General features: G+C 60.3%; 13 protein-coding genes and 5 tRNA genes. 7 read left to right on the top strand and 11 right to left on the bottom strand.

The window, feature by feature from the left end; all coding sequences use genetic code 11:
- Nucleotides 1-176 precede the first annotated feature (176 nt).
- Nucleotides 177-386 (top strand): hypothetical protein, encoded by a 210-nt coding sequence (locus tag KI797_RS17925; protein WP_041206801.1) that lies wholly within the window; start codon nucleotides 177-179, stop codon nucleotides 384-386.
- A gap of 7 nt (nucleotides 387-393) precedes the next feature.
- Here KI797_RS17925 and KI797_RS17920 read toward each other — a convergent pair whose 3' ends face one another.
- The 9 genes from KI797_RS17920 to rsmC all read right to left on the bottom strand — a co-directional run bounded on the left by KI797_RS17920 (nucleotide 394) and on the right by rsmC (nucleotide 5,367).
- Nucleotides 394-660 (bottom strand): late competence development ComFB family protein, encoded by a 267-nt coding sequence (locus tag KI797_RS17920; protein WP_161507516.1) that lies wholly within the window; start codon nucleotides 658-660, stop codon nucleotides 394-396.
- Between the two features lie 103 nt (nucleotides 661-763).
- Nucleotides 764-849, bottom strand: a tRNA-Leu gene (locus KI797_RS17915).
- 71 nt (nucleotides 850-920) lie between these two features.
- A tRNA-Leu gene (locus tag KI797_RS17910) sits at nucleotides 921-1,006 on the bottom strand.
- Nucleotides 1,007-1,051: 45 nt separating this feature from the next.
- Nucleotides 1,052-1,137 (bottom strand) — tRNA-Leu (locus KI797_RS17905).
- 46 nt (nucleotides 1,138-1,183) lie between these two features.
- Nucleotides 1,184-1,269, bottom strand: a tRNA-Leu gene (locus tag KI797_RS17900).
- Between the two features lie 51 nt (nucleotides 1,270-1,320).
- A tRNA-Leu gene (locus KI797_RS17895) sits at nucleotides 1,321-1,406 on the bottom strand.
- A 116-nt stretch (nucleotides 1,407-1,522) separates the two neighbouring features.
- Nucleotides 1,523-2,983 (bottom strand): glycogen synthase GlgA, encoded by a 1,461-nt coding sequence (gene glgA, locus KI797_RS17890; RefSeq protein WP_226170411.1) that lies wholly within the window; start codon nucleotides 2,981-2,983, stop codon nucleotides 1,523-1,525.
- A complete protein-coding gene (gene glgC / locus KI797_RS17885; protein ID WP_005327542.1) occupies nucleotides 2,973-4,190 on the bottom strand; it encodes a glucose-1-phosphate adenylyltransferase in 1,218 nt (405 codons plus the stop codon). Before glgC ends, glgA begins: the two co-directional genes overlap by 11 nt.
- 148 nt (nucleotides 4,191-4,338) lie before the next feature.
- Nucleotides 4,339-5,367, bottom strand: a complete 1,029-nt coding sequence (rsmC, locus tag KI797_RS17880) for a 16S rRNA (guanine(1207)-N(2))-methyltransferase RsmC (protein ID WP_226170409.1) — start codon at nucleotides 5,365-5,367, stop codon at nucleotides 4,339-4,341.
- 278 nt (nucleotides 5,368-5,645) lie between these two features.
- Between rsmC and dapA the strand changes: the two genes are divergently transcribed.
- From dapA to KI797_RS17865, 3 genes are all read left to right on the top strand, one after another.
- Nucleotides 5,646-6,518 (top strand): 4-hydroxy-tetrahydrodipicolinate synthase, encoded by an 873-nt coding sequence (gene dapA / locus KI797_RS17875; protein ID WP_005327540.1) that lies wholly within the window; start codon nucleotides 5,646-5,648, stop codon nucleotides 6,516-6,518.
- A 95-nt stretch (nucleotides 6,519-6,613) separates the two neighbouring features.
- On the top strand, nucleotides 6,614-8,254 hold the full coding sequence (locus KI797_RS17870) for a sensor domain-containing diguanylate cyclase (RefSeq protein WP_226170407.1): 1,641 nt from the start codon (nucleotides 6,614-6,616) through the stop codon (nucleotides 8,252-8,254).
- A 172-nt stretch (nucleotides 8,255-8,426) separates the two neighbouring features.
- Entirely contained in the window at nucleotides 8,427-9,017 is a 591-nt protein-coding gene (locus KI797_RS17865; RefSeq protein WP_226170405.1) for an HAD family hydrolase, read from the top strand.
- A gap of 136 nt (nucleotides 9,018-9,153) precedes the next feature.
- Here KI797_RS17865 and hfq read toward each other — a convergent pair whose 3' ends face one another.
- Nucleotides 9,154-9,513, bottom strand: coding sequence for an RNA chaperone Hfq (gene hfq / locus KI797_RS17860; RefSeq protein ID WP_005327536.1), 360 nt, complete (start codon nucleotides 9,511-9,513; stop codon nucleotides 9,154-9,156).
- A 323-nt stretch (nucleotides 9,514-9,836) separates the two neighbouring features.
- Here hfq and KI797_RS17855 point away from each other — a divergent pair, with 323 nt between their 5' ends.
- The 3 genes from KI797_RS17855 to KI797_RS17845 are packed head-to-tail and all read left to right on the top strand — an operon-like array spanning nucleotide 9,837 to nucleotide 13,316.
- Nucleotides 9,837-11,108 carry a paraquat-inducible protein A gene (locus tag KI797_RS17855; RefSeq protein ID WP_043128552.1) on the top strand — a complete coding sequence of 424 codons (1,272 nt, stop codon included), beginning with the start codon at nucleotides 9,837-9,839 and terminating at the stop codon, nucleotides 11,106-11,108.
- Nucleotides 11,101-12,747 (top strand): intermembrane transport protein PqiB, encoded by a 1,647-nt coding sequence (gene pqiB, locus KI797_RS17850; RefSeq protein ID WP_043128551.1) that lies wholly within the window; start codon nucleotides 11,101-11,103, stop codon nucleotides 12,745-12,747. Before KI797_RS17855 ends, pqiB begins: the two co-directional genes overlap by 8 nt.
- On the top strand, nucleotides 12,747-13,316 hold the full coding sequence (locus KI797_RS17845) for a PqiC family protein (protein ID WP_182786565.1): 570 nt from the start codon (nucleotides 12,747-12,749) through the stop codon (nucleotides 13,314-13,316). The genes pqiB and KI797_RS17845 overlap by 1 nt, the downstream gene beginning before the upstream one ends.
- Before the next feature lie 57 nt (nucleotides 13,317-13,373).
- On the opposite strand, the gene ompA is transcribed toward KI797_RS17845, so the two are convergent.
- Entirely contained in the window at nucleotides 13,374-14,405 is a 1,032-nt protein-coding gene (gene ompA / locus KI797_RS17840; protein ID WP_005327530.1) for a porin OmpA, read from the bottom strand.
- Nucleotides 14,406-14,554: the final 149 nt, after the last annotated feature.

The raw sequence follows: 14,554 nt of genomic DNA, 5'->3' as shown, positions 1-14,554 counted from the left end.
TTAGCAAAAATGCATTAATGTTTGATAAATCTACTCATTAGTTGATCTCATCGGCGCTTTTTTTGAATATCAGGCCGATGCAGGGCAAATAGCCAAAACCCATAGAGAAGTCCGATTGCACTCCCCATAATCACAAACGATAATCGTTATCGTTTAATTCTGTGGGTAGTATCATCATGATCTGGATAGTGCGGTGTCTCTTGCTGGCAGCCTTGCTGGCGGTGTTGGGCTGGGGTCAGGACAAGGCATACGGCCTGTGGAGTCTGGGCTTCTTGCTGGCCGCCTGGGTCATGCTGGAACCCAGGCTGAGGCCGGCGCTGATCCTGCTGCCGGTCGCGGGCATGACGGGGGTCGTCACCCTGCTCTGGCAGCAAAGCTGGCTATAGGAGCCGTTCAGCGGGAAGGGACGGCCTGGATCTTGTCGTAGGCCTGGCGGAGGGAGGCGATGACCTTCTGCTCCATCTCGGTGCGTTCGGCATCCGGGGTGAAGTAGATCATGTCGACGTTGTGGCGTATGTAGTGAGAGGGGAGTTGATTGAGGGTCAGGCAACAGAGATCGGCCAGTTGGTAGGGGGTCAGTGTCTGGTTAAGTCCCTGTTTTTCTATCTCTTTGAGCACCAGATGCTCATAGAAGTTGTGAATGTCGGTATCCAGGATCATGGGAAAACCCCTGTGGTGGCATGGCATCTTCAACAGCATAGCCATGGCAGGGACAAAAACAAAAGGCCCGTCACTTTCGTGATGGGCCTTTTTGCATGATGAATGGTGCGAAGAGAGGGACTCGAACCCTCACATCCGTGGGACACTAACACCTGAAGCTAGCGCGTCTACCAATTCCGCCACCTTCGCACACTGATTTTCTCCAGCTGGTTTTTAAATGCGGTTGGAGCGCATTGCTCTGTGTTTACATGTCAGAATCATGGTGCGAAGAGAGGGACTCGAACCCTCACACCCGGGGGGCACTAACACCTGAAGCTAGCGCGTCTACCAATTCCGCCACCTTCGCACATTCGGGTTATCAGTCTGGATTTACATGCTGTCTGACAAAGCATGGTGCGAAGAGAGGGACTCGAACCCTCACACCCGGGGGGCACTAACACCTGAAGCTAGCGCGTCTACCAATTCCGCCACCTTCGCACATTCGGGTTATCAGTCTGGATTTACATGCTGTCTGATAAAAGCATGGTGCGAAGAGAGGGACTCGAACCCTCACATCCGTGGGACACTAACACCTGAAGCTAGCGCGTCTACCAATTCCGCCACCTTCGCACATTGTCATCAATCTTGTTTTACATGCCATCGATGAAGCATGTTGCAGTATGGTGCGAAGAGAGGGACTCGAACCCTCACATCCGTGGGACACTAACACCTGAAGCTAGCGCGTCTACCAATTCCGCCACCTTCGCATCACTGCGGTGGGGGATTCTATAGAGTTTTGGGGGGGCGTCAACAGCCAAAGGGGACTTTTTTCGCTGTTGACGGATAAAGCCGTGTCAAGGGCACAAAACTTCAGCAATCTGGGTCACGCCGGGGCCAGTGCGTCCTGATACATCTGTTCGTACAGAGGGACGGAGTCGGCCCAGTCGAAGCGGGTGTGCATGGCATTTTGCTGCACGCGGGCAAACCGTTCGGGTTCTTGCAGGTAGTGGAGCAGGCTGCGGCGCATGGCATCGAGCAGGGTGCTGGCGGTGGGATCGTTGAAGCAGAAACCGGTCGCCCTGGCGGGATCGGCATCCCAGTCCACCACGGTATCTTTCAGTCCGCCGACGGCCCGTACCAACGGCAGGGTGCCATAGGCCAGGCTGTACATCTGGTTGAGGCCGCAGGGCTCGAACAGCGAAGGCATCAGGAAGAAATCGGCGCCCGCTTCCACCAGGTGGGCCAAACGGTCGTCATAGGCATTGATGAAGGCGAACCGGTCGGGATGTTGCTGGGCTATGGTCTGCAACTGGGCGGCGAGGGAAGGGTCGCCCGAGCCCACGATCACCACCTGGACCTGGTGTTGCAGGAACTTGTCCAGCGCCGGGATAAGCAAATGCACCCCTTTCTGCTCGGTCAGACGACACACCATGCCATAGATGGGCAAGTTGCCGACGGGCAGCCCCGTCTCCTGCTGCAGTGCCCGTTTGCAGGTGTGTTTGCCGGCCAGGTGGTCGGCGTCATAGGTGGCGGGCAGCAGGGGATCGAAGGCAGGATCCCAATCTTGATAGTCACAACCGTTGAGGATGCCGCGCAAGTCGCTCGCCCGCTGCTGGAACACGCTGGCCATGCCGTGAGCGCCCAGGTGCGTCAGCAGCTCGCTGGCATAGTTGGGACTGACCGCATTGATCTTGTCTGCGTAGAGCACACCGCACTTGAGCAGGTTGATGTGACCGTAGTCGTAGTTGATGCGCTGCTCGTAGTCCTGGATCTCCGGCACTGCCCAGAACTGCTGGCGATCGAACACCCCCTGGAAGGCCGCATTGTGGATGCTGATGACAGACCGGGTGCGCTGGAAGAAGGGATTGTGAGCGTGGCGCGTCTTGAGCAGCAGCGGCAGCAGGCCGGTGTGCCAGTCGTTGCAGTGGACTATGTCAGGGGCGAAGTTCAGCTGCTCGCAGGCGTGCAGGGCTGCCGCCGCGAGGAAGGCGAAACGCTCGCCGTTGTCGGGATAGGCCTGATTGTTCTCGGCATAGAGCTGGGGCCGCTCGAAATAGGCTGGGCAATCGAGCAGATAGACGCAGATCCCGTCCAGTTCCAGCTGGTAGATTCGATAGCTGATGTCGTCCCGCCCCTGGGGGGTGGGCAACCAGCGCGAGGCGAGCAGTCTGGCTTCATCCCGGCGCTTTAGCGTCTGGTAGAAGGGCAGGATGATGCGAACGTCGTGACCCTCCCGGGCGAGATGCTGCGGCAGGGCCTTGGCCACATCTGCCAGGCCCCCGGTCTTCACAAGCCCCTCAACCTCCGAGGCGACAAACAGGACTTTCAGTGGGTTAATAGCCAACTCTTGCTCCCTTAGGTACCACGACGATACCGCCTTCGGATACGGTAAACCGCTCTCTGTCATGGTCCAGATTCTCACCGATCACGGTGCCGGGTGCAATTTCAACGTTTTTGTCGATGATGGCGCGTCGAATTGAGCAGCCTTCACCTATCTTCACATCCCCGAGCAGCACGGACTCGCTGATGTGGCTGCAGGGGCCTATGTTGCAGCGAAAACCCAGGATGGAGCGCTGGATCTGGCTGCCCTGAATGAAGCAACCGCCGGAGATCAGCGAGTTGGCAATCTTGACCTTGCAGTCATCGGTGTCGATGAAGGTGGCGGGGGGCAGCGGCGGGTAGTGGGTGTGCAGCGGCCACTTGCGATTGTAGAGGGAGAAGGGGGCGTCGTCGGCCACCAGGTCCATGTGGGCCTGCCAATAGGAGTCGAGAGTCCCCACATCACGCCAGTAGACGTTGGGCTTCTCACCCGGGATCACGTTGGTGCTGTAGTCATAGACATAGACGGGAGCGCGCGGGAACAGGCTGGGGATGATGTCCTTGCCGAAATCGTGGCTGGAATTCTCCTCGGCGGCATCGCGCTTGAGCTCACGGTAGAGCGCCTCGGTCTCGAAGATGTAGTTGCCCATGGAGACCAGAGCCTGAGTGGGATCTCCAGGGATGGGCTTCGGATGCCTGGGTTTCTCTTCAAACCCTATCATGCGGCCTTCCTGATCCACCTCGATCACCCCGAAGGCACTCGCCTCCTCGATGGGCATGCGCAGGGCTGCCACGGTGAGGGCCGCGGCCTTCTGCTTGTGGAAGCTAACCATCTGGCTCACATCCATCTTGTAGATGTGGTCGGAACCGAAGATGCAGACGTGCTCGGGGTCGGAGATCTCGATGAAGCGCAGGTTCTGATAGATGGCGTCGGCCGTGCCGTCATACCAGCGTTTACCCATCCGCATCTGAGCCGGAATGGGATCGATGAAACGATCCGTGATGCCGACTATGTTCCAGCCTTTCTTCATGTGCAGGTAGAGGGACTGGGACTTGAACTGGGTGAGCACGTAGATGCGCAGGAAGTCGGCGTTGACGAAGTTGTTGAGGACGAAGTCGATCAAGCGGTAGCTGCCACCGAATGGGACAGAGGGCTTGCTGCGGGTGGTGGTCAGTGGCTGCAGTCGGGTTCCTTCGCCGCCAGCCAGTATCATGGTGAGTATGCCTGCCATCGTATTTCTCTCCCTGAGTTCATACCTTGAAAAGGTTTTCATATTGCTGCGAAAAAACACCCCTAAAGGGGTGGTAAACGTTTTCTTGGTACCTTAACAGATCCCTTCTGGCACTCTCTACTTGTTTTATTACAACCGTTGCACTTATTTAGGCTTTGCTCAGATACACCTTGAATTTGCCATCGCCGGCGATCACCTCGGTCCGTTTGAAGTGCGTCTCCAGTATAGGTTGGTAACGCAGGAAGGCATTGGCGACTATGGTCAGGGCGCCATCGGCGGTGAGAAATTCGGGTGCCCTTGCCAGGAAGGTTTCGGTCGCTGCATAGAAGGTCTTGAGCCCGGCATGGAAGGGGGGATTCGAGACGATATGTTGGAATATTTCGGCAATATCGGAGTAGACATCAGAGGCATAGACTCGCCCCTGCAGACCGTTGACCGCCAGGGTGCGGCGGCTGGATTCGAGCGCAAGGGCGCTGATATCCACCATGTTCACCGTCAGTGCCGGGTTGCGTTTGGCCAATATCGAGCCGATGACGCCGGCGCCACAGCCAAAGTCGAGCAGCTTGCCCTGCATGGGTGGGAGGCTCGCCAACAGCATCTGGCTGCCGAGATCCAGCCCGTCGGCGCTGAAGACTCCTGGCAGTGCCATGACGGTCAGCTTGGTATCGCCGGCCTTGCACTCATAACGGCTGAACCAGGCATCCAGCTCGAACGGGGCGACGGGCTTGCCGAGCTCGCCATGATAGAGGGAGCAGCGGCGGGCCGAGTCGCGTTTGACCGGTTTCTCACCATAGGGAGCCAGCAGCTTGTCGGCCCCGTTGATGCCGCCGCGGTTCTCGCCAGCGAGGAACAGCTCGGCGCCAGGCTCCAGCAGCGGGGCCATCATGGCCAGCAGATATTGCGCCTCGGCCTTGGCCTTGGGCATCAGCAGCAGCAGGGCATCGAAGCGAGGGCTCCCGCCGAGCTGGTGATCGAACAGGATGCGCTCACCCAGGGCCGCCTGCTGGCTGCGGTAATAGCAGTAATCCGTGGTGAAGACCGTCAGGGAGTCGGTCAGCTCGGCCAGTTGACGAGGGTAATCATCCTCCAGGGCACCACACACCAATAGCCGTTTGCCGACAAAGAGGGCTTGATTACGTTCCAGCATCTGGCTGACGGCACTGACAGGACGGCTCATTGGGACTCTCCACACTTTTTTGGGCGGCCATTATACATGGCCGCTTTCGCCTTGACATTTATGCCGTGTTCCCGAAATATGCCCAGACACCTTATTTATCCAGAGATGATGCAATGCGGTCATGCGTATCGAAACGAAAGCATAAACACAGCCTGACATTCGGGCCTGCTGGCGTGCGCGCGTAACCTCTCATCCCTGAGACGATTCAAGCCCCGGTAGCGACCCACGTACCGGGGCTTTTTATTGACCAATCCATCTGTTTAGGAGAAGGAAATCCCATGTTTCAAGGTTCGATAGTTGCCCTGATTACCCCATTTCGACAGGGCCAGCTGGACGAGGCCGCGCTGGCTCGTCTGGTGGAGTGGCACATAGAGCAGGGGACCCATGGCATAGTGCCGGTCGGCACCACGGGTGAGAGTCCGACCCTGACCCACGACGAGCACTGCCGGGTGGTGGAGCTGGTGGTCAAGCAGGTGGCGGGACGGATCCCTGTCATCGCCGGCGCGGGGTCCAACAATCCGGTCGAAGCCATCGAATACACCCGTTTCGCCGAGCAGATGGGGGCGGATGCCACCCTGCATGTGGCCGGTTATTACAACCGCCCGAATCAGGAAGGCTTGTTCCACCACTTCAAGGCGGTCCATGACGCCACCACAAAACCCATCATCGTCTACAACATTCCGCCCCGCGCCATCGTCGATGTGCAGCCGGCGACCCTGGCCCGCCTCGCCGAGTTGCCGCGCATCGCCGGCGTGAAGGATGCCACCGGCGATCTGGCCCGCCCCTGGGTTGAACGTCAGCTGATCAAGAAGCCCTTTGCCTGGCTCTCCGGGGAAGATGCCACCGCCGTTGCCTACAACATCGGCGGTGGCCAGGGCTGCATCTCGGTGACGGCCAACGTGGCCCCCAAGCTGGTGGCCGAGGTCCAGAACCTGACCCTGGCAGGCGAGTGGCAGGCCGCCCGCGAGCTGCAGGACAAGCTGATCCCGCTGCATCAGGCCATGTTCGCCGAGCCGAGCCCGGCGGGCGCCAAGTATGCAGTCTCCCTGCTTGGTCTGTGCAGTGAGGAGTGCCGTCTGCCGGTGATGCCGCTGTCTGACGCTACCCGCGAGCGGATCCGCCAAGCCATGCAGGCCTTGAATCTGTTGTAAAAACTGGGCTCTGGATCTCGCTTTTGATTGCCAGGTCAATTAATGGCCAGGCTTTGCCGATATACTCGCTTGGATACAACCAAGGATGATTTGGCATGCAAGAATGGGATCTGGAGCACTTCACCAGTTTTGAACATCTCTGTGAAGTGACGTTGGCGGCGGTCAGAGAAAAGACCGAGGCCGAGCAGATCTATCTGTGGCTGCGGGCGCCAACGCCCCAGCTCTACCACTACAGGCCTGAGCAGGGCTTGCTCTGTCTGAGCGCCGACATGCTCACCTCCCTCGACCTGCCTCTCCTCTTCATTGAACGTTCCCTCGATCTCGGCCAGTTGCTGGTGGAGCCGATCGCGCCGACCCGTGCCATCTGGGAGAGCGTCGAGCCGGAGAGCCCACGCCTGCGTGCAAGCTTCCCGCTCAAGCGCCACAAGGGGTTGGAGGCCGTGGTCTATCTGGAAACCCGGCGCCGCCTCGATCGCTTGCCAAGGCGTCAGCAACAGAGCATCCAGTTGCTGATGCACTACCTCGCCGCCGAGCTGGAGAGCCGGCGGCTCGCCGGTCAGGTCGATCTGGAGCGGGATCAACGGATCAATACCCAGGCCGATCTCGTCCGCAGCCAGGCCCTGCAGGACTCCTTCCTCAGCATGCTGCAGGCATTGCACCAGGTAGGAGTCAAGCTGTCGCGCTGTGACGGTGAGGATCGCCTGCTGCACGATGCGGTGGTGCTGGCGCGTCAGGAGTTGCAGTTCGATCGCATCGCCATCTTCCTGACGGACAGTCAACTCAAGACCATGCACGGTACCTGGGGTACCAACGAGGCGGGTGAGCTCATCGACGAGCGCCATTTCATCAGTCCCATTCCTGATCATCCCACGGTGCAGGAGGCGCTGCGACGCAAGGATTATGTGCTGGTGCTGGAAGATACCCCGCTCTATTACGAGAAGCAGGTGGTGGGGCGCGGCTGGAATGCCATGGTGTCGCTCTGGGACGGGGGTACCCCCATCGGCTGGATCGCCGCCGACAACCTGCTCTGGCGTCGTCCGCTCAAGGCGTATCAGAGCGAGATCTTCAAGCAATATGCCGCCGTGCTCTCCCAGTTGCTGATCCGCCAGCGCACCCAGGCGGCGCTCGAGCGTTTCAACCGTGACCTGGAGCTGCGGGTGCAGGAGCGGACCCGGCAGCTGGCCGACACCAACCGGGCGCTGGAGGAGGCCAACCGGCGTCTCTCCCTGCTGTCGCTGGAGGATCCCCTGACCGGGATCGCCAACCGCCGTCAGTGGGACATCACCATGGAGCGGGAGTGGGAGCGGGCGCGCCGTCATCAGGGGGTATTGGCAGTACTGATGATAGACGTGGACGAGTTCAAGTCCTACAACGATCACTTCGGCCACGGCAAGGGGGATCAGTGTCTGCAACGGGTCGCGGCCCTGCTGCAGGACACCGAGCGGCGGCGTACCAATCTGGTGGCCCGTTATGGCGGTGAGGAGTTCGTGATCCTGCTGTGCGCCCCGCAACCCGGGGAGGCAGAGCGACTGGCGGAGCAGATCCACTACGGGCTGGAAGCCCTGCAGATCCCCCATCCGGCCTCCCGTGTGGCGGCGATGCTCACCGTCAGCATCGGCTTCAGTTACCTCATCCCCTCCTCGGACAAAGGGTGGCAGACCCTGACCGAGCAGGCGGATCAGGCGCTTTATCACGCCAAGTCACAGGGCCGGGCCTGTACCCTGGCCTATCGCTGACGTCGGACTCACCCTCTCTCCTTCCTCACCGCGCCAGGGGGCCAACGCTCTGGTGCATCTCTTTTCCTCGGCATAAATGTGGTGGCAAGCGTTTCTCGCCCTCTGACGCATGGCGATGGGGCCGGGGTCTGGCTAGAATGGGGGCCCATTTTTCACAGACAGATCCTGCACCATGACCCTATCCGGATTTCAAGGCCTGGTTTTCGACCTCGACGGCACCCTGGTGGACTCCATGCCTTTGCACCTGGCCGCCTGGGAACATACCGCCCGCGAGTTTGGCTTTCAGTTCGATGCCGACTGGTTTTATGAACTGGGTGGCATGCCCAGCCGCAAGATAGCCTTGCTGGTGGCCGAGGTGCAGCAGATCGCGCTGGACCCGCTGGTGGTGACGCGCTGCAAGACGGAGCACTATGTGGCCAACCTGGACAAGGCGACCCCCTTCCCGGCCATGCTGGATCTGGTCAGGCGCTATCACGGTCTCATTCCCATGGGGATAGGCACGGGCTCACCCCGCATCAATGCCGAAGCCGTGCTGCGCAATACCGGACTGGATAGCTACTTCCCCGTGGTGGTGACCGCCGACGATGTCGAACTGCACAAACCCCACCCGGATACTTTCCTGCTGGTGGCACAGCGACTCGGGGTTGCGCCTGACGGCTGTCTGGTGTTCGAGGACACGGGCATAGGGGCGCAGGCCGGTGAGGCCGCGGGCATGCAGGTGTGCATGGTCAAGGAAGGGAAGCCGGTCGGATTGACCTACTGAGCAAACGGGCTGGCCGTCGAGGCCGCCTGGGGGGAGAAGACCCACTCTCATACGGGACAGGCATGACATGAGAGTGGGGATGCGCGTCGTCACTAATTGACGCAGCGGCAAGCTCAGAGTCAGGAGGAGGCGAGCATCACTGCTCGCTGCTACCGCCCTGGTTGTCGTCATAACGGCTAGGGCCGCCGTGGGGACGCGGAGCCATGGAGACCCGTGGCTTGCGGGCGCGCTGGATGCTGACCTGGGGGCGGCCGGAGTGCATGGCGATAGTGGAGATCTTGGCCTTGTAGACCAGCTGCTGATTGCCATGGGCATCGGTCAACAGCACGCTGTACTGGTCGAAGCCGCTGATGGTCCCCTCCAGCTTGATGCCGCTCACCAGGAAGATGGCGACCTGACTGCGGTTCTTGCGCAACCAGTTGAGGGCAGAATCCTGCCCGTTCCCAAGGGAGAATGCCTGCTCGATGGTGGAGTAGCTTGGGGATTCAGTTGTCATAAATTATTGTCCCGCGGAAAAAAAGTGGCGTTTGATTGTGCTAAATGGTCACAGGCTTGTCAAAGTCATTCTCACCCTGCCGCCAAAGCATCGATGAACAGGGGCTGATGTGCGGGAGCTTGCGCAAATTTGCAGATAAATATGCCCCTTATCCCTGGGGCCAGGGTCGAGCTATGCCAAAAAACCCCTTTCCAGGCCGCGCCCCATGCCCATGTATCTCCCGTCTCTTAAGGCCCTGTACATGAACAGGGCTGGTGGTTAGCGGCAGTGGCTGCAATAATTGGCGCCTCTGGCCGTTCGCGGCCTCATGCTGGGGTCCTATCTTGCATCCGGTTTCACACCAACACCCGATTACCTATACCCATGACGCGACCGCGTGCGAAGAGTGTGACTTGCTGGTGCCGGCCACCGCGCTGGCCGTGGGGGAGACGAGCAGTTGTCCCCGTTGCGGTCACACCCTGAGTGCGCACCTGCCGCAGCAGGAGCGCAGGCCCATCGCCTACGGCTTTGCGGCGCTCATCATGTTCGTGCTCTCCAACGCCTTCACCTTCATGTCGTTCTCGGCCAAGGGGGTGGGGCAGGAGATGACCTTCCTGCAGTGCATCACCACCCTGGTGGATCAGGGCTATCTGTTTCTGGGCGCCGTGCTGAGCCTGACCCTGATCGGTCTGCCACTGGTCTATATCGGCTCCATCATGCTGGTGCTGTGGCGGCTCGACAAGGATCTGCACAGCAACGCCCTGCGCTCCCTCGGCCGATTGCTGTGCCGGATCAAGCCCTGGCTGATGGTGGATGTCTTCCTCATCGGGGTGCTCATCTCTCTGGTCAAGCTGATGGGCATGGCCGACATCAAAATGGGGCTGTCGTTCTGGGCCTTCGTGGGCTACACGGTGCTGCTGATCAAGATGATCTCGTCCCTGGACCGGATGTGGCTGTGGCAACGTTTGTTCGGCCCGACCGAGGCGAGAGAGCTGGATCCCGAGGCCAGCGCCCTGGAGTACGGGCTGGTGGGCTGCCACATCTGCGGCGCGCTCAATGACGGCGATGCCCACAGCTGCTCCCGCTGCGGCGATCGCCTGCACCAGCGCAAGCCGGGCGGCCTGAACCGTACCTGGGCACTGCTCATCACCTCGGTGATCCTCTATATTCCTGCCAACCTCTATCCCATCATGGACACCGTTTTTCTGGGGGACGACAGCCCCTCGACCATCATGGGGGGGGTGGTGTTGCTCTGGGCCATGGGCTCCTACCCCATCGCCGCCGTCATCTTCTTTGCCAGCGTGGTGGTGCCCCTGGTGAAGATCCTGGCGCTGCTGTGGCTCTGCTACATGGTGCAGCGTGGCCGGGTCGGCTCTCCCCTTGGCAAGCTCAAGCTCTATCGCATGACCGAATTTGTGGGACGCTGGTCGATGATCGACGTCTTCGTGGTGGCCATCTTGGCCGGCCTCATCCGTCTCGATAATCTGATGACCATCTACCCGGGCCCCGCGGCCGTTGCTTTTGCCGGGGTCGTTTTGATCACCATGGTGGCCGCCATGAGTTTCGATTCCCGCCTGATCTGGGATTTACAACAAGGAGAGCGCGAACGTGAGTGAGCGTAAGACAAGGTGGAAACCGGGCTCTGACTTTATGAGCTCGGCCGCCGCTATCTGGATGGTGCCGCTGCTGGCGCTGTTCATCGGAGCCTGGATGCTGTTTCAGCACTGGTATTCACAAGGCCCCAGTTTCACCCTGACGGTTGCCACCGCGGAGGGCATAGTGGCGGGCAAGACGGTGATCCGCTCCCGTGAGGTGGAAGTGGGTCGCATCGAGGCGGTGGAGCTCAGCGATGACTACAGCCATGCGGTGCTCAAGGCCCGTCTGACCAATGCCGCCGCCGGCATGCTCAAGAAGGACAGCCAGTTCTGGGTAGTCAAACCCAGGGTCGGGCGGGAAGGGGTGTCGGGTCTGGGCACCCTGCTCTCCGGTGCCTACATCGAACTCGCCCCTGGCAAGAAGGGCAAGGCGCGCGACGAATACGCCATGCTGGACAAGCCGCCGCTCGCTTCGGTGGACGCCAAGGGGCTGCGGCTCTCCCTCAGCAGCCGCGATGCGCGTGCCCTGGGGATCGGCTCCCCCATCAGCTATCAGGGCTTCACCATAGGCCAGATAGAGGAGGCCAAGTTCCTGCCCGAGAAGAGCGAGATGCAGTACCAGCTCTTCATCAATGCCCCCTACGACATCCTGGTGAGCAGCAACTCCCGCTTCTGGCTGACGCCGGGCTTCGAGGTCTCCATGAGCAGCGAGGGGATGAAGGTGAAAATGGATTCGCTCGAGAGCCTGCTGGATGGCGGCATCACCATGGGGCTGCCACCGGGCTGGACACCTGGTGAGCCGGTCAAGCAGATGGACAGCTTCACCCTGTTCCAGGACGAGGCGAGCGTGCTGGCCGGTAGCCTGGATCAGTTCATCGACTACGTCTTCCTGTTCGAGGACAACGTGGGTGGCCTGCACCCCGGGGCGGCGGTGCAGTATCGCGGCATCCGAGTCGGCACCGTCATCTCTGCCCCCTACCTCATCGACGACAAGGGGGTGCAGATCTTCAAGAGCCGGCAGATCCCCGTGCTGGCCCGCATCGAGGTACAGCGCCTCTCCCATCGCTACGCCAATGCGGAGCGGGAGCAGTGGCGGGCCCTGTTCAGCAAGCAGTTCAAGGAGGGATTGAGGGCCAGCCTCAAGACGTCCAGTCTGCTGACCGGCGGCAAGGTGGTGGATCTCAACTTCTATCCGGATGCCCCCGCCTATGAGCCCATCAAGCTGGCAGGCTATCAGGTGTTCCCGACCGTGCAGGCCGGGCTGGATCAGATAGAGCGTAAGGTGAACCTCATCCTCGACAAGTTCGTCGATATGGACATGGCCACCACGCTGACGCAGGTCAATAGCACCCTGGCGACCCTGGACAAGACGCTCAAGCACATCAAGGCCGTGAGTGCCAATCTGGAACAGTTCACCGGTCAGCGCTCGACCCAGCAGTTGCCCGAGTCCCTCAATCAGAGTCTCAAGCAGTTGCAGGAGACGTTGCAGGCTTATGATGCTGGTTCCCAGACCAACCAGGAGTTGCGCCAGTCGGTGCAGTCTCTCAATCAGCTGATGGGGGAGCTGCAACCCTTGGTCCATTCACTGAACGAGCAGCCCAGTTCGCTGATCTTCGACCGCTCCCGTCCCCAGGATCCTGAGCCCAAGCGAGGAAAATGATGAAAAAACGGATGATGACCCTGGCCTTGCTGGGTTTGCTGACGGGGTGCAGTTCCGCCCCGACGGCACTGCACTACTACTCGCTGGATGCGGAGATCCCGCAGTCGAACAGCGTTACGACACAGCCCCGGCATCAGCTGGTGCTGCGTCCCGTCGCCCTGTCTGGCCAGCTGGATCGGATGAGCCTGGTCTATCAGCTGGAAGGCAAGGAACTGCACTTTGCCGAGTATCATCGCTGGGCGGGCTCGCTGGATGCGCAGTTGAACCAGCTCACCCTGAATGGCCTCTCCAGCAGGTTGCCGGGTTGGGTGGTGCGCCAGGACGGGGCCCGCAAGGGGCCAGTGCTGACCATCTCGGTCGAGCGCTTCCAGGGACGGCACGATGGCCGCGCCCTGCTCAGCGGCCGCTGGCGCTTGCTGACGGAGGAAGGGGTGGTGCTGCGGGACGTGCCTTTCCAGCAGGAGCGGGTCTTGCCGGCCGATGGCTATGGCGCCCTGGTGGACGAGCTGGGGCAGGGGTGGCAGCTACTGCTCGATCAGATTGCGGCGGATGTGCGCACGCGCAGCTGAACGGAACAATGAAAAACGGGAGGCCAATGCCTCCCGTTTTGTTATCTGACGCAGGGATTATTGCTGAACTTCCGAGACCCCCTGCACCTTGACCTCTACCCGGCGATCCGGGGCCAGGCAGACGATCAGCTCGCGCTTGGACTTGCTGGTGCAGCTGTCGCCGGTGACGGGAGAATTCTTGCCCTGACCCTCCACGTTTACCTTGCCGGCAGGCAAGCCCTTGCCGATCAGGTAGTCGGCCACGGTCTGGGCCCGCTGCTCGGAGAGCTTCTGGTTATAGGCGTCGGAGCCGATGCGATCGGTGTAGCCGATGACGGTGGCCGAGCCATCCTTGGGTCTGGCTTCTTCAATCTGGCTATAGAGGGTATCCAGTGCCTGGCCGGCTTCCGGCTTGAGGGTGGCCTTGTTGAAGTCAAACAGCACATCCGAGCTCAGAGTGAACTGCTTGTCGACCATCACTGGCTCGGGGGCCGGTGCCGGGGCGGCGACCGGCATGGCCGGTGGAACCTGGCCGAAGCGATAGACGGCGGCCAGGGAGAGCAGGCCGTTGTCCATGCGCAAACCCGTGTCTTCACGGCTGCCGTACGGGGTGCTGTACTGGTACTCGAGGCGGGCGGCCCAATCCAGATTGAAGGCGTACTCGGCCCCCAACGCACCGACGAAGACGGCGCGGCTGTCGCTGTCCAGCTCATCGCTGCTGGTCCAGCCGTAGCCGCCACCGAGGCGACCGTAGAGATCCAGATTGTCCGCTACCGGGAAGCCGAGCTTCAGGGTCAGCTGGGCCAGTTGGGCTTCGACAGAGTCATTGAAGGCAGCGGCATTGCGGGTGCCGTTGTACTTGAGCTTGCCAAGGTAGTCGTAACCGAGCTCGATCCCCAGATTCTGGTTGATCTGGTAACCGGCGAAGGCTCCGGCTCCGACCTCGTCGTCATCTTTGTCCGTGGTAGTGATGGCGTTGCTTTCGTCGACGCCATAGAAGTTGGACCAACCCAGTTTGGCACCGCCATACCAGGTGTTGTCTTGTCCGGCTGCCTGAGCGTTGGCTGCAAGCAAGCCTGAAACCAGCAAGGTAATCAGTGTTTTGTTCATAGAAGCCTCTGCAATCTTGTGTGTGGGGAGCGCGAATCCATGTCGCCTCACCTCATGGGTTGGGCCTGCATTCAGCCACAACATGTTTAAACGTAGCCCGTTTTTTTTGAACCACAAGCAACTGATATAAAACATATTGTGATAACAAT

It is taken from the genome of Aeromonas media (assembly GCF_020423125.1).
Classification (GTDB): domain Bacteria; phylum Pseudomonadota; class Gammaproteobacteria; order Enterobacterales; family Aeromonadaceae; genus Aeromonas; species Aeromonas media.
Note: the sequence above shows the minus strand (reverse complement) of the source record. Positions and strands in the feature narration are given on the sequence as shown.